At 35.5% G+C, this 23,638-nt stretch carries 21 protein-coding genes; 12 read left to right on the top strand and 9 right to left on the bottom strand.

Annotated features, from left to right (window positions below; translation table 11 throughout):
* A partial coding sequence (locus tag TA89_RS14385) for a glycoside hydrolase family 1 protein (RefSeq protein WP_040214361.1) occupies window positions 1–1,019 on the top strand: 1,019 nt, incomplete at its 5' end.
* Window positions 1,020–1,096: 77 nt separating this feature from the next.
* Here the strand turns inward: TA89_RS14385 and TA89_RS14380 are convergent.
* Window positions 1,097–1,768 carry a hypothetical protein gene (locus TA89_RS14380; protein WP_040214358.1) on the bottom strand — a complete coding sequence of 224 codons (672 nt, stop codon included), beginning with the start codon at window positions 1,766–1,768 and terminating at the stop codon, window positions 1,097–1,099.
* Window positions 1,769–2,437: 669 nt separating this feature from the next.
* On the opposite strand from TA89_RS14380, the gene TA89_RS14375 reads away from it, so the two are divergent.
* Window positions 2,438–3,832, top strand: coding sequence for an NCS2 family permease (locus TA89_RS14375; protein WP_040214355.1), 1,395 nt, complete (start codon window positions 2,438–2,440; stop codon window positions 3,830–3,832).
* Between the two features lie 40 nt (window positions 3,833–3,872).
* On the opposite strand, the gene TA89_RS14370 is transcribed toward TA89_RS14375, so the two are convergent.
* Window positions 3,873–4,331 carry a spore coat protein gene (locus TA89_RS14370; protein ID WP_040214388.1) on the bottom strand — a complete coding sequence of 153 codons (459 nt, stop codon included), beginning with the start codon at window positions 4,329–4,331 and terminating at the stop codon, window positions 3,873–3,875.
* 203 nt (window positions 4,332–4,534) lie between these two features.
* Here TA89_RS14370 and TA89_RS14365 point away from each other — a divergent pair, with 203 nt between their 5' ends.
* Complete coding sequence (locus TA89_RS14365) at window positions 4,535–5,488, top strand: 2-hydroxyacid dehydrogenase (RefSeq protein ID WP_040214354.1); 954 nt, start codon at window positions 4,535–4,537, stop codon at window positions 5,486–5,488.
* Window positions 5,489–5,548: 60 nt separating this feature from the next.
* Here TA89_RS14365 and TA89_RS14360 read toward each other — a convergent pair whose 3' ends face one another.
* Both TA89_RS14360 and TA89_RS14355 read right to left on the bottom strand, forming a co-directional pair.
* On the bottom strand, window positions 5,549–6,178 hold the full coding sequence (locus tag TA89_RS14360; RefSeq protein ID WP_040214353.1) for a GTP pyrophosphokinase: 630 nt from the start codon (window positions 6,176–6,178) through the stop codon (window positions 5,549–5,551).
* 152 nt (window positions 6,179–6,330) lie between these two features.
* On the bottom strand, window positions 6,331–7,101 hold the full coding sequence (locus TA89_RS14355; protein ID WP_040214350.1) for an SDR family NAD(P)-dependent oxidoreductase: 771 nt from the start codon (window positions 7,099–7,101) through the stop codon (window positions 6,331–6,333).
* A gap of 170 nt (window positions 7,102–7,271) precedes the next feature.
* Between TA89_RS14355 and TA89_RS14350 the strand changes: the two genes are divergently transcribed.
* Window positions 7,272–7,466 (top strand): CDIF630_02480 family spore surface protein, encoded by a 195-nt coding sequence (locus TA89_RS14350; protein WP_040214348.1) that lies wholly within the window; start codon window positions 7,272–7,274, stop codon window positions 7,464–7,466.
* A 65-nt stretch (window positions 7,467–7,531) separates the two neighbouring features.
* Here TA89_RS14350 and nifJ read toward each other — a convergent pair whose 3' ends face one another.
* Complete coding sequence (gene nifJ, locus TA89_RS14345; protein WP_040214347.1) at window positions 7,532–11,056, bottom strand: pyruvate:ferredoxin (flavodoxin) oxidoreductase; 3,525 nt, start codon at window positions 11,054–11,056, stop codon at window positions 7,532–7,534.
* Window positions 11,057–11,383: 327 nt separating this feature from the next.
* On the opposite strand from nifJ, the gene TA89_RS14340 reads away from it, so the two are divergent.
* Complete coding sequence (locus TA89_RS14340; protein ID WP_242850159.1) at window positions 11,384–12,505, top strand: ArnT family glycosyltransferase; 1,122 nt, start codon at window positions 11,384–11,386, stop codon at window positions 12,503–12,505.
* Window positions 12,499–12,639 (top strand): hypothetical protein, encoded by a 141-nt coding sequence (locus TA89_RS18935; protein WP_242850158.1) that lies wholly within the window; start codon window positions 12,499–12,501, stop codon window positions 12,637–12,639. The genes TA89_RS14340 and TA89_RS18935 overlap by 7 nt, the downstream gene beginning before the upstream one ends.
* 109 nt (window positions 12,640–12,748) lie before the next feature.
* On the opposite strand, the gene TA89_RS14335 is transcribed toward TA89_RS18935, so the two are convergent.
* The 3 genes from TA89_RS14335 to TA89_RS14325 all read right to left on the bottom strand — a co-directional run bounded on the left by TA89_RS14335 (window position 12,749) and on the right by TA89_RS14325 (window position 14,761).
* Window positions 12,749–13,936 (bottom strand): cation:proton antiporter, encoded by a 1,188-nt coding sequence (locus TA89_RS14335; RefSeq protein WP_052447526.1) that lies wholly within the window; start codon window positions 13,934–13,936, stop codon window positions 12,749–12,751.
* A gap of 19 nt (window positions 13,937–13,955) precedes the next feature.
* Window positions 13,956–14,297, bottom strand: a complete 342-nt coding sequence (locus TA89_RS14330) for a hypothetical protein (protein ID WP_040214346.1) — start codon at window positions 14,295–14,297, stop codon at window positions 13,956–13,958.
* 128 nt (window positions 14,298–14,425) lie between these two features.
* The gene (locus TA89_RS14325; RefSeq protein ID WP_040214345.1) at window positions 14,426–14,761 is read right to left on the bottom strand and encodes a GRAM domain-containing protein; all 336 of its coding nucleotides are present in this window, start codon (window positions 14,759–14,761) and stop codon (window positions 14,426–14,428) included.
* A 238-nt stretch (window positions 14,762–14,999) separates the two neighbouring features.
* Here TA89_RS14325 and TA89_RS14320 point away from each other — a divergent pair, with 238 nt between their 5' ends.
* The gene (locus tag TA89_RS14320; protein ID WP_242850157.1) at window positions 15,000–17,063 is read left to right on the top strand and encodes a penicillin-binding transpeptidase domain-containing protein; all 2,064 of its coding nucleotides are present in this window, start codon (window positions 15,000–15,002) and stop codon (window positions 17,061–17,063) included.
* Between the two features lie 74 nt (window positions 17,064–17,137).
* Here the strand turns inward: TA89_RS14320 and TA89_RS14315 are convergent, their stop codons facing one another.
* Window positions 17,138–18,679 (bottom strand): FAD-dependent oxidoreductase, encoded by a 1,542-nt coding sequence (locus TA89_RS14315; protein WP_040214344.1) that lies wholly within the window; start codon window positions 18,677–18,679, stop codon window positions 17,138–17,140.
* Window positions 18,680–18,909: 230 nt separating this feature from the next.
* On the opposite strand from TA89_RS14315, the gene TA89_RS14310 reads away from it, so the two are divergent.
* From TA89_RS14310 to menA, 5 genes are all read left to right on the top strand, one after another.
* On the top strand, window positions 18,910–19,326 hold the full coding sequence (locus TA89_RS14310; RefSeq protein WP_040214342.1) for a HutP family protein: 417 nt from the start codon (window positions 18,910–18,912) through the stop codon (window positions 19,324–19,326).
* Window positions 19,327–19,732: 406 nt separating this feature from the next.
* Window positions 19,733–20,593 (top strand): ABC transporter permease, encoded by an 861-nt coding sequence (locus TA89_RS14305; RefSeq protein ID WP_040214339.1) that lies wholly within the window; start codon window positions 19,733–19,735, stop codon window positions 20,591–20,593.
* 43 nt (window positions 20,594–20,636) lie between these two features.
* Complete coding sequence (locus TA89_RS14300) at window positions 20,637–21,641, top strand: ABC transporter substrate-binding protein (protein WP_040214338.1); 1,005 nt, start codon at window positions 20,637–20,639, stop codon at window positions 21,639–21,641.
* Window positions 21,641–22,435, top strand: coding sequence for an ABC transporter ATP-binding protein (locus tag TA89_RS14295; RefSeq protein WP_040214336.1), 795 nt, complete (start codon window positions 21,641–21,643; stop codon window positions 22,433–22,435). The genes TA89_RS14300 and TA89_RS14295 overlap by 1 nt, the downstream gene beginning before the upstream one ends.
* A gap of 125 nt (window positions 22,436–22,560) precedes the next feature.
* Window positions 22,561–23,538 carry a 1,4-dihydroxy-2-naphthoate polyprenyltransferase gene (gene menA, locus TA89_RS14290; protein WP_242850156.1) on the top strand — a complete coding sequence of 326 codons (978 nt, stop codon included), beginning with the start codon at window positions 22,561–22,563 and terminating at the stop codon, window positions 23,536–23,538.
* Window positions 23,539–23,638 lie beyond the last annotated feature (100 nt).

Below are 23,638 nucleotides of genomic sequence, written 5' to 3'. Positions count from 1 at the left end.
AGGAAAAGGGAGGGTGGGAAAGCAGAGAGGTGGTAGAAGCATATACGTATTATGCTGAAACTGCATTTATGCTCTTCGGAGATTTAGTAAAAAGATGGGTTACCTTTAATGAACCTATAGTGCCTGTAGAAGCGGGGTATTTATATAAACAGCATTATCCCTGTGTGACTGATATGAAAAGAGCGGTTCAAGTGGCATACAACACCATGATAGCCAGTGCTTCCGCTATTAAGTCCTTCAGGGTTTCTAAAAGAGAAGGAGAGATAGGAATAATATTAAACCTTACTCCCTCCTATCCAAGAAGTGAAGAAAAGGCTGATAAGGAAGCTGCTGATTTAGCTGACCTTTTGTCTAACAGAAGCTTTTTGGATCCCTCTGTAAAGGGGTCATATCCGGACAAGCTTATTGATTTTATAAAATATAATGGTCTTGCTCCTGAGGTTCATCAAGGAGATAGTGAACTTATTAAGGAAAACACCGTGGATTTCCTTGGAGTAAATTATTATCAGCCAAGAAGAATAAAAGCTAAGGAGGACAGATCAGAAAAAATTACCCATGGCTCCTGTAATGAGTCTTTAATGCCTGAAAGCTTCATGGATAATTATATATGGCCTGAAAGAAGGATGAACCCTTATAGAGGCTGGGAAATTTATGAGAAAGGCATATATGATATTGGAATAAATATAAGGGACAACTATCATAATATTCCCTGGTTTGTATCCGAAAACGGTATGGGAGTTCAGGATGAAGAACGTTTCATAGATGAATCCCTTATGATTAATGATGACTATAGGATAGATTTTATAAAAGAGCATTTAAAATGGCTTCATAAAACTATAGAAGAAGGATCCAACTGCTTTGGATATCATCTTTGGACATTTATGGATAACTGGTCATGGTGCAATGCCTATAAAAACAGATATGGTCTCTATCGGGTTAACTTAAAGGATGACTTTAAAAGAAGTCCTAAAAAAAGTGCACTTTGGTACAGGGAAGTAATTAAAAATAATGGATTCTAAGAGGTAAAATAATGGAACTACCCCTGGGGTACTCCCTTTTTATGGGAGCACCCCAGGGGTAGTGGTATTTACTTACATTAGATTTCTTTGAAGGTGTTTGTTATATCTTTATACTCAACTTTGTATTTTTCAAATCTATCTATTAAAGTCCAAGATATAACCTGGTGGAAATAGCCTTTTGTTTCAATAATAGTTACCAAATAAGCTACTTTAAGCTTATCCATTTCTCCTTTAACTTCAAATTGTATTGCTTTATTACCACCAATGGTAAGTTCCTCATGAGCCTCCACTTTACCATTGTTTAACATTCCCTCCATGTTTCTTGAAACAGCCTCATAATAATCTTTCACCGTGAAACTATTACTGAAATTTTCTTTGGAATCGGATATATTAATAAGATATTTTTCTAAGGGAAGGTTGGCAACCTGAATATTAGCAGCATCATTTAAATTAGTCTGAGTTGACCATTCGGAGGATACATTCAGCTGAACCAAATTATCCTTGCTCTTTATGGTCTTGTCTAGCTTTTTGCTGCTTGTCTGCTCTTTAGAGCTATTAGAAGTGTTTTCTTTTTTATCTTCGGTTTTATCTTTTTCCTTAGAAGCATCCTTATCACCTGGCTCTTTATTTTCAGAAGCAGCAGGTTTGTTTGAGGATGGAGACTTACCTTTTGCACATCCTGCGGATACGCCTATAACTAATGATAAAGCTAAAATGCTGCATAAAATTTTTATTTTGGTTCTTTTCATGATTCTCCTCCTATAGGTTATTTTATATGTGATTTAAGTGAGAAGAAGCTATAGATAATTGGTATATGTAATCAGTGTTGTTATCCATATTTTTAAAGAAAGATAGAGAAATATTATAGAGTAAAAGTTATTAGTTAATAAAATATATTAATATTATACAAGCCTAATATATATATTGTCATTAAAAGAAGGATAAATTAACAGTTAATTAATCTTTATGCAGTAAATTTAATAAATACAATTTTTTTCAAGATAAATACCTGATGGATAAAAAAGTAAGCACCCCTGGGGTGATTCCATTTTATGGAACTATATCTGGGGGGCTTAATGATAGCATTAGAAAGTAAATTATAAATTTAATTTTTTTTATTATACATGGTATTACCTTTATCAAAATATATATATATTAAAACCTATTGAGGTTTAACCTTGGATTAAAATGTTTAAAAAATTTAGGAGGTGATTTAAAGGTGGCGTAGTAAAAGAAAATGTTCGGAAAAGATTAGTAGGAAAAAGAAAAATGAACAAATGAATCTCCAATTTACTTTAATTAATTTTGCTTTTTGAAAAAAACCGAATAAAATTAGTTGATTTTAATTTAATATTCGTATAAAATACAATAGTAAACTGAAATTATACTTTACATATTTTAATAGGGTGGTGTTTTTATTGGATAAATTTTTTAAACTGAAGGAAAATGGTACCGATGTTAAAACTGAATTTGTAGCAGGTTTAACAACTTTTCTTACTATGGCCTATATAATATTCGTTAATCCATCTATTTTGTCTATGACTGGAATGGATAGAGATGCGGTTTTTGTAGCTACCATAATAGCAGCTGCTATAGGAACTTTTATAATGGCATTTGTTGCTAATGTTCCTTTTGCTCAGGCTCCAGGAATGGGTCTTAATGCGTTTTTTACTTTTACAGTAGTATTTGGAATGGGATTTACCTGGCAGCAAGCTTTAGCTATGGTATTTATATGCGGACTTTTAAACATAATTATTACTGTTACTAAGATAAGAAAGATGATTATACATGCTATACCTGAATCTTTACAGTATGCTATAAGCGGAGGTATAGGACTATTCATAGCTTATGTAGGTGTTAAGCAGGCTCGTTTTATTCAATTTACAGGTGAAGCTGTTAATAAGCTGTCATCAGCAGGTGAAGGCGGGGTATTCAGCGATGTGGTTCCTGCCATAGTAAACTTTAAGGATCCTGTAGCTCAGCTTGCTTTAATAGGAGTAGTAATAACTATAGTGCTTATGCTTTTAAAATCAAAAAGTGCAATTTTATTGGGAATTTTAATAACCACAGTAATAGGAATATTCTTTGGAGTTACTCAGATTCCAGATTTATCAACAGTGAGCTTTAAGGTGCCAAGCCTTGCGCCTACACTATTTCAATTAGATTTCGCAGGACTTTTTGCCAACTCGCAAAAGACCTTTATAGCATTAACTACAATTTTTGCATTTTCATTAACTGATACCTTTGATACTATAGGAACTTTCCTTGGTGCAGGAAGAAAGTCAGGAATATTTGACAAGAAAGACGAAGAGTCCGTTGAAAACGGAACAGGTTTCTCTTCTAAGATTGAGAGGGCTTTATTTGCAGATGCTACAGCTACTTCCATAGGTGCTTTGCTTGGAACAAGTAATACTACTACTTATGTAGAAAGTGCTGCAGGAATAAGCCAGGGAGGAAGAACAGGACTTACCTCTGTAGTTACAGGAGTTTTATTCCTTTTATGCCTATTCATTGCTCCAATAGCAGGAATGGTTCCAGCTGCTGCTACTGCCCCAGCTTTAATTATAGTTGGAGTTTTAATGTCAGAGTCACTTGCTAAGATAGAGTGGTCAGATTTAACTATAGCTATACCAGCTTTCTTTACTGTAGCATTTATGCCTTTTACCTACAGCATAACTACAGGAGTAGCTGCAGGATTTATATTCTACTGTGTAGCTAAGATAGTAAATAAAGAAGGTAAAGATGTTCATCCTATTTTATATACAGTTACAGCTTTATTTATTGTAAGCTATATATTAAATGCATTTATATAAATCCCAAATTTGGTTGTCTCATTTAAGAGACAACCTATTTTTATTCGGTTTTATACCAGCCTCTGGATTGCATTGCATTGAATAGGGTTTCTGCATGCTGCTGCTCTTCATTTTGTATATGCTGAAGCTGCATTCTTATATTAGGATCTGCGGATTCTAAAACAGCGTTGTTATAAGAGCTGGATACATACTTTTCAACATAAAGTGCGTCGTTTAAAAGCTGAGCATCAGTACTGCCTAAATCCTTCTGAACGGAGGATAAATCTCCTTTTGGAGGAGATGCAGTTTCAAAGATGTTGTTTGTTGATACACCGTTTTGCGATAAAATTCCTTTAAGAGTTTGTGCGTGCTGCCTTTCTTTGCTTGCAAGATCATTAAACATCTGCTTTAGCTGCTGATCAGTAGCTAAAGAGGCGTACTGATCATACTTTCTTATACACAAATATTCCGCGTTTAAGTTATCTTCTATGAGTTTCTTTTCTTTGCTTGTCAATGGCATTTTATATTCTCCTTTCTCTGAGTAAATATATACTGTATTATTTGCAGAAAAAATATATTTATCCAAAATAAATATTATTAACCCATAAATTACAATACCATACATAGTTTTTTACTTCTGAATGCTCTTTACAGTAGCAATTGTATTGAAATAAGTCTAAAATTATATGTGAACATCTATTAAGTAAAAAAGGGGGAGAGGGCATGAATATAGTTTTATTAGAGCCTTTGGCGGTAAGTGAAGAGGTTCTTAAGGAGCTGACAGCGGACTTAAATAAAGCTGGGCATGTTTTCACAAAATATGATACCGTGGAAAAAGACGAAAGCATATTAAAGGAAAGAGTTAAGGATGCAGACATACTTATAATAGCTAATAACCCTTTAAGCGGAGAGGTTATAAGAGCTGCAAAAAACCTTAAATACATATCAGTAGCCTTTACAGGAGTTGATCATATAGACAAAGAAGCCTGTTTGGAAAGAGGGATAAAGGTTTCAAATGCTGCAGGATATTCAAATGATTCAGTAGCGGAACTTACTTTAGGCTTGATAATATCTGTTTTAAGAAATATTTTACCCTGTGATGAGGCTACCAGAAAATTTGGTACTAAGGAAGGTCTTGTAGGCTTTGAGCTTAAAGGAAAAACAGTAGGAATAATCGGCACAGGGGCTATAGGACTTAGGGTAGCAGAAATTTTAAAGGCATTTAACTGCAGAATTTTAGGATACAGCAGAAGCAAAAGACAGAGAGCTGAGGAATTAGGAGTAGAATATGTAACTTTGGAAGAGCTTCTGAAAAACAGCGACATTGTAACTCTGCATACTCCTTTGAATGAGGAGACAAAAGGGCTGATAAATGAAGAAAGAATCGGCCTTATGAAGGAGAGCAGCATTTTAATAAATTTATCAAGAGGTCCTGTAGTAGACAGCATGGCCCTTGCAGAAGCGCTGAACAATGAGAAAATCGCCGGAGCGGCAGTGGACGTATATGAAACAGAGCCTCCTATAGATAGGAAGCATCCGCTTTTGAACTCAAAAAACACCATAGTTACTCCTCATATCGCTTACGCAACAAGAGAATCTATGGTAAACAGAGCAAAGATAACTATAGAAAATGTATATGCTTATCTAAACAATGAAGAAAAAAACAGAGTGTTTTAAAGTTTAATAAAGGTTAATGTAAAAAAACTGTCCTTAGGAAATCTCCTGGACAGTTTTTTATTATTTATATTTTTTAACCTCTTCGTTAATAGATAGCATTTTTTCATCCAAAAAGTTTGCCAGTTCAGCACATTCCTTAAGCTGTTCAGTGATATACGAAGGCACCACCTTATCGAACTTATAGTGAATTTTATGCTCTAAGCTTGCCCAAAAATCCATGGCTATAGTCCTAAGCTGGATTTCCACCTTTAAATTTTCTACCCGGTCAGATAAAAATACAGGTATCTCTAACAAAAGGTGCAGACTTCTGTATCCGTTTGGTTTAGGATTTTCTATGTAATCTTTAATTTGAATTACCTTTATGTCATTTTGCTTGCATATAAGATCTTTAAGGTTATATATATCTGAGGTGAAAGAAGTTATTACTCTGATACCTGCAATATCGTATATATAGTTCTTTGCATTTTCCAGAGAAACTTCATGTCCTTTTCTTATAAGCTTTAAAGTAATACTTCTAGGTGTTTTGATTCGAGACTTAATATGCTCAATAGGATTATAAGAATGAATCTGCTGAAATTCTTCATTAAGGATGGTGAGTTTTGTACTCATTTCATCTAAAGCGAATTTGTAAAGCAGAAGTAAATGTCTCCAGTCATTCAAGTCATCTTTATTAATGTAATCGTTAAACATACTCTCACTCCTATAATTTAAGATATCCGGTTATATTATAACACGAAATTTAAATAGAGTATGAAAAACAACGTATAAAATATAAACTTTTTGTTTAAGTGCTCAGGAGGAAATAAGGAGGAAGTTATAATATGCTTTACGCAAAAAGTACATTAAAGCTTTTGAGTACTTTTTGCCATACGGGTTACGATACTCCTTGGCAGAAGCTTTATTGCGGAGACTAAAAACTTATTTAAGGCTCCGGGAACTATTATCTTTTTCCCTTTAAGCATACCTTTATATCCGTGCAAGGCAACGGTATGGGCATCCATAAATCCAAGCTTTACAAAACCGGATTTATTCATTTTAGCCTTGCTTTGAAATTCTGTTTTTGTAGGACCCGGACAGAGTACACTGACGGTTACTCCTGTACCAGATGTCTCAGAAGCAAGGGCTTCACTTAGGGATAGAACGTAAGCCTTGGTGGCATAATAAACTGCCATATATGGACCTGGAAGAAAGGCAGCGGTAGAGGCAGTATTTAAAATTCGTCCTTTGTTTCTTTTCAGCATGTCCGGAAGAAAAAGTTTAATTAGATGGGTTAAAGCTCTACAATTGGTGTCAATCATAGATAAATCCGTGTGGGTATCTATTTCGACAAATCTTCCGAAAGAGCCGAAACCTGCGTTGTTAATGAGATTTTCCACCACAAAGCCTCTGGAGGTTATTTCGTTGTAAATTTCCTCCGGAGCATTTTCTTTGGAAAGATCCTTAGTTATTACATAGGCTGAAATGTTATATTTTTTCTCAAGACTGGATTTTAGGCTTAAGAGTCTCTTTTCATTTCTTCCTATGAGTATTAAATTATTGCCATCCTCTGCAAGAAGGGTGGAGAGTTCAAGGCCTATACCGCTGGCAGCTCCGGTTATTAAGCTGTAATTCATAGTGTCCCTCCCAAATCATAATTATAAAACTAAATACTTATTATAGATTTTAAATTATACTCAGCAATTTTTCAATTTTCCTGGAGATTTAATAATAAATATATATTTGGGTATACATCTATAATACATTTTTACAAATTGAAAATACTAATAAAAAGGAGGTGTTTAAAATGACACAGGATAAAGGTAATTTAGAAAGAAAGTCAGGAAATCCGGATATAAATAGTGAGGATATTCCTATAGAAAGACATGATACTGCTGCCTGGGCTGATATACATCATATCAAGGAGGTTTCAAGAGTTACCATGCCGGGAGAAATGGAAGTGATAAATGCTAAGGAATGGGTAGATTCTAACGAAAAATAAATAATTTAGGAATAAGATAAGACAGCTTTATAAGAAAGATATCATAAAGCTGTCTTATTTATGCCTTACTGCTGCTGATTCAATAATCTTTTATAGGTTTCAAGCCTTTCTTTTGCATGGTCTTCTGCGGCACTGAACATTTCTTCTGCAATATCAGGGAATACTTTAGCCAGTGAAGTGTAGCGTACCTCGCCCATTAAGAAATCTCTAAAAGGCTTGGTTGGGTCTTTGGAATCCATTATAAAAGGATTTTCTCCTTTTTCCTTCAATTCAGGGTTATATCTATATAAATGCCAGTATCCGCTTTCAACTGCTTTTTTCTCTTCAGCTACGCTGGTGCCCATACCTGTTCTTATACCATGACTGATACATGGAGCATAGGCTATGATAAGGGATGGTCCTTTGTAAGCTTCTGCTTCTGCAATAGCTTTGATGGTCTGATTCATATTAGCACCCATGGAAATCTGGGCTACGTAGACATAGCCATAGCTCATGGCCATTAATCCAAGGTTCTTTTTGCGAATCTTTTTACCTCCTGCGGCAAATTTAGCTACTGCTGCAGTAGGAGTTGCCTTAGAAGACTGGCCTCCTGTGTTTGAATACACCTCTGTATCCATAACGAAGATATTAACATCCTCTCCTGAAGCCAGTACGTGATCCAATCCGCCGAAGCCTATATCGTAAGCCCAGCCGTCACCACCTATAAACCAGTGAGATTTTTTAACTAGATAATCTTTTTTGTCCAATATGCATCCTAAAGGTGAGTCAGCCTTGCAGTTTTCCTTTTCCAGAAGCTCTACGAGATTTTTTGAAGCTGCTTTTGAAGCTTCTCCATCATTCATGTTTTGAAGCCATTCTTCCAAAGCCGTTTTAATCTCCTCTTTAATAGGGGTTTTTAAAGCTTCTTCCGCTGAAAGTTTTATTCCTTCTCTCATCTGCTTAACCGCAAGATACATTCCATATCCGTACTCTGCATTATCTTCAAATAATGAATTTCCCCAGGAAGGACCCTTTCCTTCAGCATTTGTAGAGTATGGGATAGAAGGTGCGCTTCCTCCCCAAATAGAGGAGCAGCCTGTGGCGTTGGCTATCATCATTCTTTCTCCAAAAAGCTGTGTAAGAAGTTTAATATAAGCAGTTTCACCGCAGCCTGGACAAGCTCCGTGGAATTCCAAAAGAGGTCTTACAAACTGACTTCCTTTTAACATCTTCTTATCCATTAAATTATCCTTTGCAGTGATTTTTAAAGAAATTTCCCAGTTTTCCTTTTGGTTTTCGATTTCTTCATCTGCAGGATGCATAATTAATGCTTTCCCCGGAGCAGGGCATATATCTGCACAGTTTCCGCAGCCGGTACAATCCAATGGGCTTATTTGAATTCGATAGTGTAGGTTTTCCAGTGCCTTACCTACAGGTTTTTTTGTGGTAAAGCTTTCTGGAACAGATGATTTTTCTTCATCGCTTAAAAGCAGTGCTCTTATAACCCCATGTGGACATATATAGGAGCATTGGTTGCATTGAATACATTTATCTATCTGCCATTGAGGAATCATTACAGCAATTCCACGCTTTTCATAAGAGGTTGTTCCTAATGGGAAGCTTCCATCCTCCATACCTTTAAAGGCGCTTACAGGAAGTTCATCTCCTTCATGTCTCGCCATAGGTATAAGTATATTCTTTATAAAATCCGGCTGATCTGCTGCAGAAGTCTGTTTTTCAGAACTTTCAGCCCAGGACTTAGGAACCTTAACCCTATGAATTGCCTCTACCCCTCTATCGATAGCTATTTTATTCATTTCAACTATTTTTTCGCCTTTTCTTCCGTAGGTTTTTTCCACGGACTTTTTAAGATAACTGACAGCATCCTCTATAGGGATAACCTGAGCCAGCTTAAAAAAGGCAGACTGCATTATCATGTTGATTCTTTCTCCAAGACCTATTTCTCTTGAGATGGATATAGCATCTATTATATAAAAATTAATATCATTTTCAGCCAGATACTTTTTAAGTGAGGCAGGAAGATGGTTTTCTAATTCTTCCTCCTTCCATGGGCAGTTAAGTACAAAGGTACCTTTAGGTTTTAAACCTTTTATAACATCAAAATTATATAAAAATGATTTGTTATGACAGGCTATATAGTCTGCATGATAAACCAAATAGGGAGATTTAATAGGTTTTTTACCGAACCTTAAGTGGGAAACAGTACTTCCTCCGGATTTTTTGCTGTCGTAGGAGAAATATGCCTGAGCATATAAGTCGGTGTTATCTCCTATAATTTTAACGGCAGTTTTGTTGGCTCCTACAGTACCGTCAGAACCTAATCCCCAGAATTTGCAGCTTATGGTTCCTGAAGGAGTGGTTTCTACGTCCTCTACCTGAGGAAGAGAGGTGCCGGTAACATCGTCTATAATACCTATAGTAAATCCATTTTTAGGGTTATTTGATTTTAGATTATTGAATACCGCAATTATATCTGAAGGACGTGTATCCTTTGAGCCCAATCCATATCTTCCTCCTACAATTAAGGGCTTTTCTCTTTCCTTGTAAAATATATTGCATATATCAAGATATAAAGGTTCTCCCAGTGAACCGGGTTCTTTGGTTCTGTCCAGAACAGCGATTCTCTTTACGCTTTTAGGAAGCTCATCTAAGAAATATTTAGAAGAGAAGGGTCTGTAAAGATGAACCTTTATAACCCCTACGGATTCTCCTTCATTTCTTAAATAATCCACGGTTTCTTCTATAGTTTCGCAGACAGAGCCCATAGCGATAATGATATTTTCTGCCTCAGGATGACCATAGTAGTTGAAAGGTTTGTAACACCTTCCTGTGATTTTTTCAATTTCCTTCATATATTTATTTACTGTATCTGGCAGTGCATCATAAAATCTGTTGGAAACCTCTCTTCCCTGGAAATATATATCAGGGTTCTGTGCGGTGCCTCGAAGGGTAGGATGCTCAGGATTTAAAGCTCTCTGCCGGAACTTTTTTAAAGCTTCATAATCTATTAATTTCTCTACATCTTCATATTGAATCACTTCTATTTTTTCATATTGATGAGAGGTTCTGAAGCCATCGAAAAAATGAAGGAAGGGAAGGCTTGCTTTAATAGCAGAAAGATGAGCGACATTACCTAAATCCATAGCCTCCTGGACGTTGGAGGAAGCTAATAAAGCAAAGCCTGTTTGTCTTGCAGCCATTACATCCTGATGATCTCCGAAAATTGATAATGCATGGGTTGCTATAGCTCTGGCGCTTACATGAAAAACTGCAGGAAGAAGCTCTCCGGCCATTTTATTCATATTGGGAATCATAAGAAGAAGTCCCTGAGAAGCAGTGTAAGTAGTAGTTAGAGCTCCAGCTGCCAGAGAACCGTGAACTGCTCCTGCGGCTCCTGCTTCTGACTGCATCTCCGAAACCTTCACTGTCTGACCAAATATATTTTTTTTGCCGTGGGCAGACCATTCATCTACTCCTTCAGCCATAGGAGTGGAGGGAGTGATAGGATAAATTGCTGCTACCTCGGTATATGGATAGGATGCTTCAGCAGCAGCTTGATTTCCATCCATGGTTTTTATTACCTTTGCCATAAAAATACCTCCTCAAATAAATTAAAGCTTTTAAGGTAGTATTTGCATTATGTTTAAACTCCATACCTATAGAAAAAAGGAGAAAATCAGGTTGATTTAATTATATTTATAAATATAATTAATAATTAAATGAATGATATGCTATTATGTAGGTGTATATGTCGAAAAATAGATATAAACAAGAAAAAATAAGGAGTTGTAAGAAATAATTAAGAAAAAAATAAGAAAATAGTAGTTTGTTTATTCTAAATCCTTAATTAACTTGTTTTATAACTATTTATAGAGAGATTTATAGATACTATCAGTATAAGTTAAAGGGGAAACGGTATGTATAAAGAAAAAGCAAATAAAGAAAATAATAAAACTAAATTATATGTAGTTATGATAATAGCTCTATATGGAATAATAGCTGCGGCGGTGATATGGAAGTGGGGAAACAGTACGCTTTTAGGGAGTTTGGAGACCTTTAACAACGATGATGCAAAATACATTAGAAGTGCCTGGACCCTTATGGAAACAGGAGTTTTGACCTATGAAAACCCATCCATTCCAACAGCATATATAATGCCAGGGCTGAGCTATGTATTAGCAGCTTTTTTCTGGCTCTTTGGAAAGGTTAATGGTCTTTTTGTTTTTAGGATTTTTCAGATACTGATTCAATGCGGAAGCCTTTATTTAATATTTCTTATAGCAAAGAAAATTTTTAATGAAAAAGTTGCGTTAATCGCTTGTATACTGGATGCTGTCTATATGGTAGAAATTTATGTGGCGAGCTTGATATTAATGGAAAGTATGGTTAAATTTTTATTCTTACTTTTAATTTATATAAGTATTCATGCCATAGAGAAAAACAAGCTTAAGCTGTACGCTGCGGCAGGAGTAGTATGGAGTCTTCTGTGCATGTTCAGACCTCCTTTAGCTGCATATCCTCTTATAATATTGATAATCTGGATAAAAAATAAATACAGCATAAAGGATATAATGAAATATACTTCATTAGTGTTTATAATTTTCTGCTGTATTATGAGTCCATGGTGGATAAGAAATTATAGAGAGTTTAACAAATTTATTCCTTTTACAGCTTCCAGCGGCAATCCTTTTCTTCAGGGAACCTTTATAAATTACGATCAAAGCGGAGGCTTTGGAGTAGAATATAGAGAAGGAGATAATTTCCTTGAAAAAAACAAAAATGAAATGGATATGGGTATAGATAGGCTTAAGAAATATGCAAGCAAGGAGCCTATAAAGTACTTTTTGTGGTATACCATAGGGAAAACTTATCATTTATGGAATAAGCCTTTTTACTGGGAGAATTCCATTGGTCTGATACTTGCAGGAGCGGTGCACTATATAGTTTTATTAACTGCTGTACTTGGAATAATCCAGTATTATAAAAATAAACACAGAAAAAATATTGGAGCGTCATTATTATTTCAGCCATTGTGCTAATTAATTTACTGTACCTTCCATACTATACCTTCAGCAGGTATGCATATCCACTTATGCCTTTAATGATGATGTTTTCAGGAAGATTTTTATACCGATTCTTTCACGGTACTGAAAAAAAGCTAAGCAGCACATAATAAAAAAACGCTTGAAGCATTTAATGCTTGAAGCGTTTTTTTGGTGCTATTAATTGAGAGTCCCATTACTTTTTATGCCATTAAGAGGATAATCACTGCAAGGATGAATCTATGAATTCAGATTTTTATCTATTTCTCCGGCTTTTGATAAAGCGATCTTTGCAAGGACGGGACCTATTAATTCATATATCACCGTTGCTGACAGTATAATAGTTTTTAAAGCAGTACCTGCTCCGTTTTCTAAAGAATTTTCAGCTATCATGGACAGCCCTAAGGCTACGCCGGCCTGTGGAATTAAAGCTAATCCAAGGTATTTTTGAACCGCTTTAGGGGAATTCGCTATTTTAGCTCCTAAAAATGAGCCTAACAGCTTTCCGGCAGCTCTGAAAACAACATAACCTATTCCTATTAATCCTACGCTGGCAATTATTGATAAATCAAGATCCAATCCAGCAAGGGTAAAGAAGGCCACGAACAGAGGCGGTGTAAATCTGTCAGTCAGTGTAAAAGGCTTTTTATTTACCGTTATATTTACAAGTGTAGCGCCAATCATCATGCAGGAAATCAGTGAGGAAAAATTAAAATACTCAGAGATTCCTAAGGCCAGAAGGATTATGCTTATGGTTATTACTAAAAGCTGGTCTTCTCCAGAGGCCTTTTTTGAAAGAAGAGCCAATAAAAATCCGCATATAATTCCAAGTAAAGCGGCACCAAAAATTTCTATTCCCGGTTTTATAACTGCCTGAGTAAAAAATGAACCTGAAGCGCCATTCATTGACTGTGCTATTGCAAGGGAAATACTAAAGGCTATTATAGCCACAGCATCGTCCATAGCAACCACCTGAAGCAGTGTATTTACTAAAGGACCTTTAGCTTTGTACTGCCTGATTACCATAACAGTGGCAGCAGGAGCGGTAGCAGCAGCAATAGCGCCTAACAGTATGCTGAACTGCACAGGCTGATTAAATATAAATATCATGGCAAAGTCTACTAAAAATACGGCAAAAAGGGCTTCCAATATAGTGATTATAATAACACCGAAGCCAGATTTTTTTATTTGGGGAATGCTGAATTCGCTTCCTATGTTAAAAGCTATAAATCCCAAAGCTGCCTTTGTAATTATGCTGAAGCTTTTTATCATTTCTCCTGGAACTACATTTAAAAGGGAAGGACCGATTATAATGCCGCCGATTATATAACCTGTTACATAAGGCAATTTAAATTTGTTTAACAGCTTTCCAAAAAGTAATCCCGTTAATAATATTACTGCTAAGTAAAAAAGTGAGTTGATTAACATTATTTCCTCCTATGTATAATTATCTTTGAATTCCTTTTACAAAGTCTATGGGGATGGTAAACACTATACCTACGTCCGGCTTGGTGATATCTCCTACCGCATCTTCAATTGCACTTAATGCCAGAGGGATATCCTCCTCATTTAATACGGAAAATATAGTTTTATTAAAGGGTCTGTTTTCGTTAATGAGCATAGAAAGTGAACCGAATAGGGGAAGATTTTCTGAATCCGCGCCGGTGAGTACTCTTGCCATACCCTGAGAATCTATTATAGTAGCACCCTTTATTCCGGATTTACTGAAATTTTCCAAAATATCCTCCAAAGCTTCTACCTTATTAAGAACCAAAATAAGCAATTTCATAAATAAACCTCCTAACTTATTCAAATATATCCATAGTAATATCATAACCATATCAGGTTGAAAATTGCAAAAAGAAACCGCTTTACTTATTAAGCATAGCGGCAGGTAGCAATTTATATGGGAGCTCATTATTTAGTGGGGCGTATGTGCCATTTCAGCACATTAAGCCATTTATCTCTGTCCTGTACTCTGAATCTATAAGTTTCTCCATTAATGGTGCTTATTTTTATGGCATTGGGAATAGGAATGGGTTTTAAGAGATTAAAAGCAGAAGTTTTTTCAAAGGATTGAATATCTCTAAGATTAAAAGTTAGATTGTCCCGTTCAAAATCAAGTCCGGGACCTGCAAATATCAGCCTTCTGTCCGTTAATATCAGCTTTCCAGGCTGGTTGTTCAACAAGCTGCAGTTAAAGCATTTCCCTTCTTTAATTATCTCTTCCCCCTCCAATAAAATCACATTCACTGAAACACTTCCTTTCGAATATGCCTTAATTATTATAAAAATTATATTATGCTAATTAAAGCAAACTAAACTCTGCTATTATATAATACCACTACTTTATGTTTTTTTAATATAAATTTTGTAAAAGTTATATAAAGGATTTTATTCACCAAATTGTCCAAATATTTCTGGGTAATTTTAAAAATTAAAAAGGTTTATTAATTAATTTATGGTAAAATTATTAAAGAGGTGATTTTATATGGTGAGATTTATAAGTAAAAAATCTTTAGTATTAGCAGCTTCGATAATGATTTTAACCCTTTCAGGAATTTTCTTAACCTCCTGTTCAAAAGGGGAAAAGCCTGCTGAGAAGTTTGAAACATATAAGGATAAATGGCAGAAAAAAGATTATGCTGCTATGTACGGCATGCTGTCTGCTAAAACAAAGGAAAGCGTTACAGAGAAAGAATTTGTAGATAGATATACAGCGATTTATAAAGGCATAGAAGCAGAAAACATAACCATAAATGCTGAGGGTGTGGATAAATTAAAAGAAGGTAAGGATAATACCGTTAAAGTTCCTTTTTCAATGACCATGGATACCATGGCAGGGAGTATGGAAGTTAAAGGTTATGAGATGACCTTGGTTAAGGAAAAGGCAGGAAATAAGGAGGTATGGGCTGTAGATTGGAATGAAAAGCTTATATTTCCCCAAATGTCACCGGGAGATAAGGTCAGAGCGGAATCTCATAATGCAAAACGTGGAGAAATTTATGACAGAAACGGAAAGCCCTTAGCTGTAAATGCTCCTATAGTGTCTTTAGGAGTGAACTCCGGAACCTTCAGTAAAAATAACAAAGAAGCAAAAATAGCGGAGCTTTCCAGAATACTGGATGTAACACCAGCCTTTATTGAAGGAAAAATAAAGGGAGTAAATGAGCCTGAAATATTTATTCCTATAGTGAATTTATTGACCACGGATCAGGAAAAGCTCACTGAAGCTATGAAGATTGAAGGGGTTATTCATACAAAACCTATAGGAAGAGTTTATCCGGGAGGAGAAGCTTTTGGTTCACTAATAGGAAATGTTGGTTCAATTACCGCAGAAGAACTGGAAAAGTTTAAAGGTCAAGGTTATAGCTCCACAAGCATAATAGGTAAAAGAGGTCTGGAGCAGGTATTTGATAAGAGGCTTAAAGGCGAAAATGGAGGCGTTATTTATATCTCCAAACAAAAGGATGGAAAAGAAACTGAAAAAGTTGTACTTATTAAGAAGGAACCTAAGGATGGAGAAAATATAAAGCTTACTGTAGATTTTGACCTTCAAAAGAAAATATACGAGGAATTAGGAAAAGAACCTGGCTCAGCCTCAGCTTTAAATCCAAAAACAGGAGAGGTACTGGCTCTTGTAAGTTCACCTTCCTTCGATTCTAATTTATATACCACTTATGTACCTGAAAAGGTAAAAGCCCAGTGGGAAAAGAGTAAAAATGCAGAATTTAATAATAGGTTTAAATTAGCTACTGCCCCCGGTTCCACCTTTAAGATGATAACTGCTGCTATAGGTCTGGAAAAGGGAAGCATAAATTTGAAGGATACCATAGATGTTCAAGGAAAACAGTGGCAGAAGGACAGCTCCTGGGGAAATTACAAGGTAACAAGGGTGTCAGACCCAGGTAAACCTGTAAATCTAAGAGACGCTTTCATATACTCAGACAATATTTATTTTGCTCAAGCGGCTTTAAAAATAGGAAAAGATGATTTTGCAGCGGAAAGCAGCAAGTTTGGATTGAATGAAGATCTTCCATTCCCTTACCCTATAGCTAAAGCTCAGATAGCCAATGAAGGAAAAATAAAAAATGATATTCAGCTTTCCGATACCGGTTATGGTCAGGGAGAGGTGCTTATGAGTCCTCTGCATGTAGCCTTAGCTTACAGTGCTTTGGTTAATGATGGAAACATAATGACTCCTTTGCTGGAGCCGGCTTCCAGTAAACCTTGGAAGGAAAACGTGATATCACAGGATAATATAAAAATACTTCAGGAATACCTAAAAGCAGTAATTGAAGATCCTTCAGGTACAGGAAGAGAGGCAAAAATAAACGGTATAAGTCTTTTAGGAAAAACAGGTACCGCAGAGCTTAAAAAGAGTCTGGAGGATACTGCAGCTGAAGAAAACGGCTGGTTTGTAGTGATGAATAACGATAATCCTAAAATTGTGCTTACCATGATGGTTGAAAATGTTAAGAATCGCGGAGGAAGCCATTTTGTGGTTCCCATAGCCAAGAGGGTTATGGAATATTACATGAAATCAGGAAAATAATCGGAAAACCGTGAATCTATAATTAAGAATGTCACTTTTCAGGTGCCTGGCACCTGAAAAGTGACATTCTTTTATTACTTAAGCTTTTTTAGTGGTTGTAATGCAGGTCCTTCTATCACTTTACCCTGGAAGGAGAATCTTGAACCATGGCATGGGCAGTCCCAGCTTCTATCACCGCTGTTCCACTGAAGCTCACAGCCCATATGAGTGCAGGTAGTATCTACTATATGGAGATTACCCTCCTTATCTTTGTATGCTCCTGCTCTATTTCCTTTATAGGATACCACTTTCCCTTCATCGGGATTAAGGGCGTTGTAATCCTCCGAAGGAATCTCCAATTTTCCTTTAATTAAATTCTTGGCCACATTAGCATTTTGTGTAACGGCATTTTTTATGGAAGGATCAGCGTTAAATCGTGAAGGTGTAAAGAGCTCTGTGTATGGATTCTCCACGCCTATTATCATATCTCTAAGTATAGGAGCAGCTGCTGTAGCATTGGTCATACCCCACTTTCTGTAGCCTGTAGCCACATATATATTTTCAAAATCAGAGGTTAGATGTCCTATGTAGGGTACCATATCCAAAGTGGTTAAATCCTGGGCAGACCACCTATATTCCATAGAGCTCACTCCAAAGGTTTCGTCTGCAAACTGCTTAAGTGCCTCATAGTGACTCATGGTATCAGGTCCCTGACCTGTTTTATGGTTTTCTCCTCCTATGAGAAGCAGTTCGCCTTCTCCGAAAGGAGTGCTTCGTATTGACCTTCCTGGACCTTCAGCGGAAATATACATTCCCCCTGGAAATTTCTTTTCCGGCTTTATTCCAAGTACATAAGAGCGTTCAGCATACATTCTGGCAAAATACAAGCCCTTTTCATCACAAAATGGAAAGTGGGAAGCTATAACTACCTGCTTAGCCTGTATTTCATGACCTTTGGATGTTGTAAGTACAGTATTTTCTCCCGGCTCTATATCAATGATTTCGGTATTTTCATAAAGGGTGCTTTGATTTTTAATAAGGAATTCCACCATAAAATGCAGGTATTTTAAGGGATGGAACTGAGCCTGATCCTTAATTTTAAGTGCTGCTCTTATAGGTACAGGTATAGGAATAGAATCTAAATATTCTCCGTTAATACCTAACTCTCCGTAGGCTTTAAATTCCTTTATGAGCTTCTCCTCATATTCCTCAGAGTTAGTAAATATATATGCATCTTCCTTTTTAAAGTCGCAGGAAATATTATTTTCAGATATGGTATTATAAATAAATTTTAAGGCCTCATTATTGGCATTATAATAAAGCTGAGCCTTTTCTTTTCCTAAATTTGAAATGAGTTCGTCATAAATTAAGTTGTGCTGAACCGTTACCTTAGCAGTGGTGTGTCCGGTTGTTCCGTTAAGAATTTTACCTGCATCCAGCACCGTAACCTTTAAGCCTTCTCTGCTGAGGAGATAAGCTGTGGTAATGCCGGTGATTCCTGCACCTACAATGACTATATCCGCAGAAAAATCTCCGGAAACCTCATTAAAAGACGGAAATGACGAAGAGGCTATCCAATAGGATTCAGTATAGTCCGGAAGTTTATTATTACTTAAATCTTCATTAAAATTAACCATGATTATTCCTCCTAACCTTCTATTTAAAAGTAATTTTCCAAATCCTTATAACTAATATACAGTATAAATATAATTAACCTTTAAAATTTCAAAAGCTTTTAAATAAAGTTTATAATGTTAATAGATACTTAAAGTTATAAAGGCGCAAAATTACATAAAATAAATAACCTGTTGATAAAAATTAATTTTTATGTTGAAATAATAAGTAATACAATTTGGAGGTGTAATTAATGGAAATTGGCAGTATAGATGTTGCTAAAGCATCTGTGAAGTTGGCTATATCGTCTAGGGAAGAGGAAAAGGAATTAGAAAAGTATTTTAAAGGGCTAGGGATAATATCCGTGGCTGTAGACGTTGGCGGTAATATAAATAATTCCATACCCAAAATTATAGAAAGAGCTTTAGTAGCCTCAAAGAGATGCGGTCTTATAAAAGATTGGCATGTTCACGACGGTGCTGTAGCAGGGGCTGCCAGAGAGGCAATAATGCAGATAGCAAATAAGGCAAATGGATTAAACGTAGGTGGTAAAATAGGTATAGCAAGATGCGGTGAACACCTCAGCGTGTGCATATTTATGAGCATAGGGCTTCTGCATCTTAATGAGGTAGTAATAGGATTGGGACATAGATCCATCCCTAACATGTAAGGATAAAACAGTGTTGACAATGAGAAAAAAGGGAGTTAAAATACAGATAATGTGTAGAACAATGTAGAATATCAGCAAGGTGCTGAATAAGAATTTTAGTAAGCAGATACAGCAGATAAAGAGATTGCTGCTTTTATTAATGCTTAAAGGTAGATATTTGAAGGATGGTAGTTATAGTAGAAGTATGGATTAATTCTCTGTGATGAGAATATAAATCTTATGTAGTTTTTATTGAAAAATGTAGTTTTGTAGTATAGTAGGAGATATTGGATTATAAAAACCTGATGCTTTAAATTCAGGGTTATTTATAATTTTCTTTGTGATGCGATGAGCTCTCCTATTGGAGAGTTTTTTTATTTTTAAAAGTTATTAAAAAAAGTTAAACAGTTTTATGGAGGAATGGAATATGCAGATACTTATAAATATATTGGAGCAGGGACTTATATTTTCTATTGCGGCTTTAGGGGTATATATAACCTATAAAATATTGGATTTTCCCGATCTTTCCGTAGACGGTACTTTTCCTTTAGGTGCTGCAGTGGCGGCGGCTTGTATAGTAAGAGGGATAAATCCCTTCTTTGCTTCAGCTTTAGCCCTTATCAGCGGATGTCTGGGAGGTCTTATCACAGGTATACTTCACGTTAAATTCAAAATAACTAATTTAATGTCAGGTATATTGGTTATGATAGGCTTGTATTCCGTTAATTTAAGAATCATGACTAAAGCAAATATACCTCTTTTTGGGACAAGTACAGTGTTTTCAGAAGGGATAGAGCCTTTAATTATAATTTCAGCCTTTTTTGTAATTGTAAAATTGATTTTAGATTTATTTTTAAATACAAAGCTGGGATTCCTACTAAAAGCAGCAGGGGATAATGAGCAGCTTGTTACTTCTTTAGGGGTGAGCAAAAACAGGGTTAAAATTATAGGACTTATGCTTTCTAACGGGTTTGTAGCCCTATCCGGAGCAATTATGGCTCAGCAGCAGGGCTTTGCAGATATAGGAATGGGAACAGGTATAGTAGTTATGGGATTAGCAGCAGTAATATTAGGAGAATCAATACTAAAAAGGGTGAAAGTTATAAAGCTTTCTACTAAGGTGGTTTTTGGAGCGGTTATTTATAAAGCCGTAGTAGCTTTAGCTCTTCAGGTTGGACTTGAACCCACGGATTTAAAGCTTATTACAGCTTTAATAGTGGTAGCAGCATTAGCTTTAAATAACAGCAGCATAAGCTTTAAGGCATTTAAAAAAGCAAAATTTTCATAAATACTTATAATACATAAAACATTTAATTTTGGAGGATGGAAGTATGGCAGGAAAAAGAATATTAGGATTAATTTCATTTTTAACAGCAGGAATAATATTGACAGGATGCTCTTCAGGAGCTGCTTCTCAGGGATTAAAAGATAAAAAGAAAATCAAAATTGGTATATCACAGCTTGTGGAACATCCTGCTCTGGATTCAGCAAGGCAGGGATTTATTAAAGCTTTAAAGGATAAAGGGTATGAAGAGGGAAAAAATATAGAACTGGACATACAAAATGCTCAGGGAGATATACCTACAGCTCAAAGTATAGCACAAAAATTTGTCTCTACTAATAAGGACATGATATTTGCAATAGCTACTCCTGCAGCGCAGGCGGCTTACAATTCTACGAAAAAAACACCTATATTGATGACAGCAGTTACGGATCCTGTAGAAGCTGGGATTGTTAAGTCCATGGAAAAGTCAGGCACTAATGTTGCCGGTACATCAGATATGGTTCCATCAGAAAAGCAGCTTGAACTTTTAAAGGCTTTGGTACCTGATGCAAAAAGAATAGGGGTTTTATACAATACCAGCGAAAATAATTCTGAAATTCAGATTAAGAACCTTGAGGAAGCTGCAGTTAAATACAATTTGGAGGTAGTAAGCAGGGGGATTACCAGCATTAATGAAGCCTCTCAGGTGTTAACTTCCATCCTTGATAAAATTGATGTGATGTACACTCCTACAGATAATATGGTAGCCTCTTCTCTTCCGGTGATAGCAGACTTATGCTTTAAAAACAATATACCCATTATAGGTGCGGAGGATGCACATGTGAAGCAGGGAGCTTTAGCCTCCAATGGAATAGACTACGAAAAGCTGGGTTATGAAACCGGTCTTAAGGCAGTTGAGATAATAGAAGGGAAAAGACCTGAAGATATGGAGGTTTCCTTAATGAAGGAAATGACTTTAGTTATAAATCAGGATGCGGCAGCAAAGCTTAAGATAAATCTTCCTAAGGAAATAGAGGAAAAGGCTTTAAAGGTTAAAGGAGGGGTGAAGTAATGCTGGAAGTTCATAATCTATGTAAAAGCTTTGATAAGGGAACTGTGAATGAAAAGAGGGTATTTGATAATTTAAATTTAAATGTAAATAAAGGGGAGTTTGTTACCATAATAGGCAGTAATGGAGCGGGAAAATCCACTCTTTTAAACATTATAGCGGGGAGTTTAGAATCGGACAGCGGAGAGATAATTTTAGATAATAAAAATATAACAAGACTTCCGGAATATAAAAGATCAGCCTTTATGGGAAGAGTGCTTCAGGATCCTTCTAAGGGGGTGGCACCTTCCATGACGATTTTAGAGAATATGTCTATGGCATATAATAAAGGAAAAAGCTTTAATTTAACCTTAGGAGTTTCAAAGAAAAATATTTCCCATTTTAAAGAGATGCTTTCGCAGCTTAATTTAGGTTTGGAAAATAAATTAAATGATAAGGTAGGAGTACTGTCAGGAGGACAGAGGCAGGCTCTTTCCCTTCTTATGGCGGTGATGAAAAAACCTAAGCTTCTGCTTTTAGATGAGCATACTGCAGCCTTAGACCCTAAAACTTCTCAAAGATTAAATTCTATTACAGAAGAAATAATAAAGGAAAGCTTAATAACTACCCTTATGATAACCCATAATATGAACCATGCTATATCTATGGGAAACAGACTTCTTATGATGCATGAAGGAGAAATAGTTTTAGATATAAGCGGAGAAAGCAAAAAGCATATAACTGTAAAAAGGCTTCTGGATCATTTTGATTCTCTGGATTTAGGTGATTCTTTAAGCGATAGAGCTCTGTTGGCCTGATGGATATGGTATAGAAGCAGGAAAGGTTTAAGAAAGCTTCCGGTATTTTATGATTAAAAATGAAGAAATTATGATAAAATATCATAGAGCAATATTCAGCTTCCGATTATAAAGAAAATTTTAATATGGAGGGGTTTAAAATATCTATTATAAGCTTTCTTAAATTAGTTGAAATACAAACTAAGGCAGCCAGTGTCATTCCCTTTTTACTGGGAACCTTATATGCTGTTTATAGATTTGATACTTTTAACCTAAAAAATTTTATGCTTATGCTCATATCTCTCTTATGCATCGATATGGCCACCACCGCTGTAAACAACTATATGGACTATAAAAAAGCGGTTAAAACTCAAGGCTTTAACTATGAAAGCCATAATGCCATAGTAAGTTATAAGCTAAAGGAAAAAACCGTACTTACAGTGATTTTTACACTGTGCATAATCGCTGCAGCGTTGGGTTTTATGCTTTACCTTAATACGGATATCATAGTGCTTATATTAGGAGGGATATCTTTTATTGTAGGAATTCTTTATTCCTTTGGTCCTGTGCCTATATCAAGAACACCCTTAGGTGAAATATTTTCAGGGTTTTTTATGGGCTTTGTAATTCTTTTTATAGCTGTATATATTCATGTTTCTCAAGGAAACTTAATATCTTTAAGTTATATTTCAGGGATTTTAAGCCTGCAGGTAAATCTTAAAGAAGTTATGTACATCCTATTGATATCCATAACCACAATGATGGGAATCTCCAACATTATGCTTGCAAATAATACCTGCGATATTGAAGATGATATAGAAAATAAAAGGTATACCCTTCCTATTTATATAGGAAGGAAAAATGCTCTAAAGCTGTTTAAGATGCTTTATTATATTATATATGCAGATATAGCTGTTCTCATTATTTTAGGGGTTGAACCATTGATATGCGGGGTTACACTTATTACCCTTATACCTGTTAAGAGGAATATAAATATCTTTTATGAAAAGCAGACTAAAAAAGATACTTTCATCATAGCTGTAAAAAACTTTTTAATCATAAATTCAGTACATATATTAGCGTTAACAGCGGCAGTTTTAATGAAATCTATATATAAACAGTAATTTAATTATAAACATACATAAGGTTAATCAGCCAAAGATTCAGTATATATAAGATATCGTGAATCTTTGGCTGCTTTTGTTAAATAAGTGAAAATCCTTA

Origin of the sequence: Clostridium polynesiense (genome assembly GCF_000820705.1) — a bacterium.
Lineage (GTDB): Bacteria > Bacillota > Clostridia > Clostridiales > Clostridiaceae > Clostridium_AA > Clostridium_AA polynesiense.
Note: the sequence above shows the minus strand (reverse complement) of the source record. Positions and strands in the feature narration are given on the sequence as shown.

Excerpts from the sequence above, each read along its gene's own strand:
- TA89_RS14380 (WP_040214358.1), bottom strand. The coding sequence starts at position 1,768 with ATGAAAAGAACCAAAATAAAAATTTTATGCAGCATTTTAGCTTTATCA.
- TA89_RS14370 (WP_040214388.1), bottom strand. The coding sequence starts at position 4,331 with ATGCCATTGACAAGCAAAGAAAAGAAACTCATAGAAGATAACTTAAAC.
- TA89_RS14365 (WP_040214354.1), top strand. The coding sequence starts at position 4,535 with ATGAATATAGTTTTATTAGAGCCTTTGGCGGTAAGTGAAGAGGTTCTT.
- TA89_RS14360 (WP_040214353.1), bottom strand. The coding sequence starts at position 6,178 with ATGTTTAACGATTACATTAATAAAGATGACTTGAATGACTGGAGACAT.
- TA89_RS14355 (WP_040214350.1), bottom strand. The coding sequence starts at position 7,101 with ATGAATTACAGCTTAATAACCGGAGCTGCCAGCGGTATAGGCCTTGAA.
- TA89_RS14350 (WP_040214348.1), top strand. The coding sequence starts at position 7,272 with ATGACACAGGATAAAGGTAATTTAGAAAGAAAGTCAGGAAATCCGGAT.
- nifJ (WP_040214347.1), bottom strand. The coding sequence starts at position 11,056 with ATGGCAAAGGTAATAAAAACCATGGATGGAAATCAAGCTGCTGCTGAA.
- TA89_RS14340 (WP_242850159.1), top strand. The coding sequence starts at position 11,384 with ATGTATAAAGAAAAAGCAAATAAAGAAAATAATAAAACTAAATTATAT.
- TA89_RS14335 (WP_052447526.1), bottom strand. The coding sequence starts at position 13,936 with ATGTTAATCAACTCACTTTTTTACTTAGCAGTAATATTATTAACGGGA.
- TA89_RS14330 (WP_040214346.1), bottom strand. The coding sequence starts at position 14,297 with ATGAAATTGCTTATTTTGGTTCTTAATAAGGTAGAAGCTTTGGAGGAT.
- TA89_RS14320 (WP_242850157.1), top strand. The coding sequence starts at position 15,000 with ATGGTGAGATTTATAAGTAAAAAATCTTTAGTATTAGCAGCTTCGATA.
- TA89_RS14315 (WP_040214344.1), bottom strand. The coding sequence starts at position 18,679 with ATGGTTAATTTTAATGAAGATTTAAGTAATAATAAACTTCCGGACTAT.
- TA89_RS14310 (WP_040214342.1), top strand. The coding sequence starts at position 18,910 with ATGGAAATTGGCAGTATAGATGTTGCTAAAGCATCTGTGAAGTTGGCT.
- TA89_RS14305 (WP_040214339.1), top strand. The coding sequence starts at position 19,733 with ATGCAGATACTTATAAATATATTGGAGCAGGGACTTATATTTTCTATT.
- TA89_RS14300 (WP_040214338.1), top strand. The coding sequence starts at position 20,637 with ATGGCAGGAAAAAGAATATTAGGATTAATTTCATTTTTAACAGCAGGA.
- TA89_RS14295 (WP_040214336.1), top strand. The coding sequence starts at position 21,641 with ATGCTGGAAGTTCATAATCTATGTAAAAGCTTTGATAAGGGAACTGTG.
- menA (WP_242850156.1), top strand. The coding sequence starts at position 22,561 with ATGGAGGGGTTTAAAATATCTATTATAAGCTTTCTTAAATTAGTTGAA.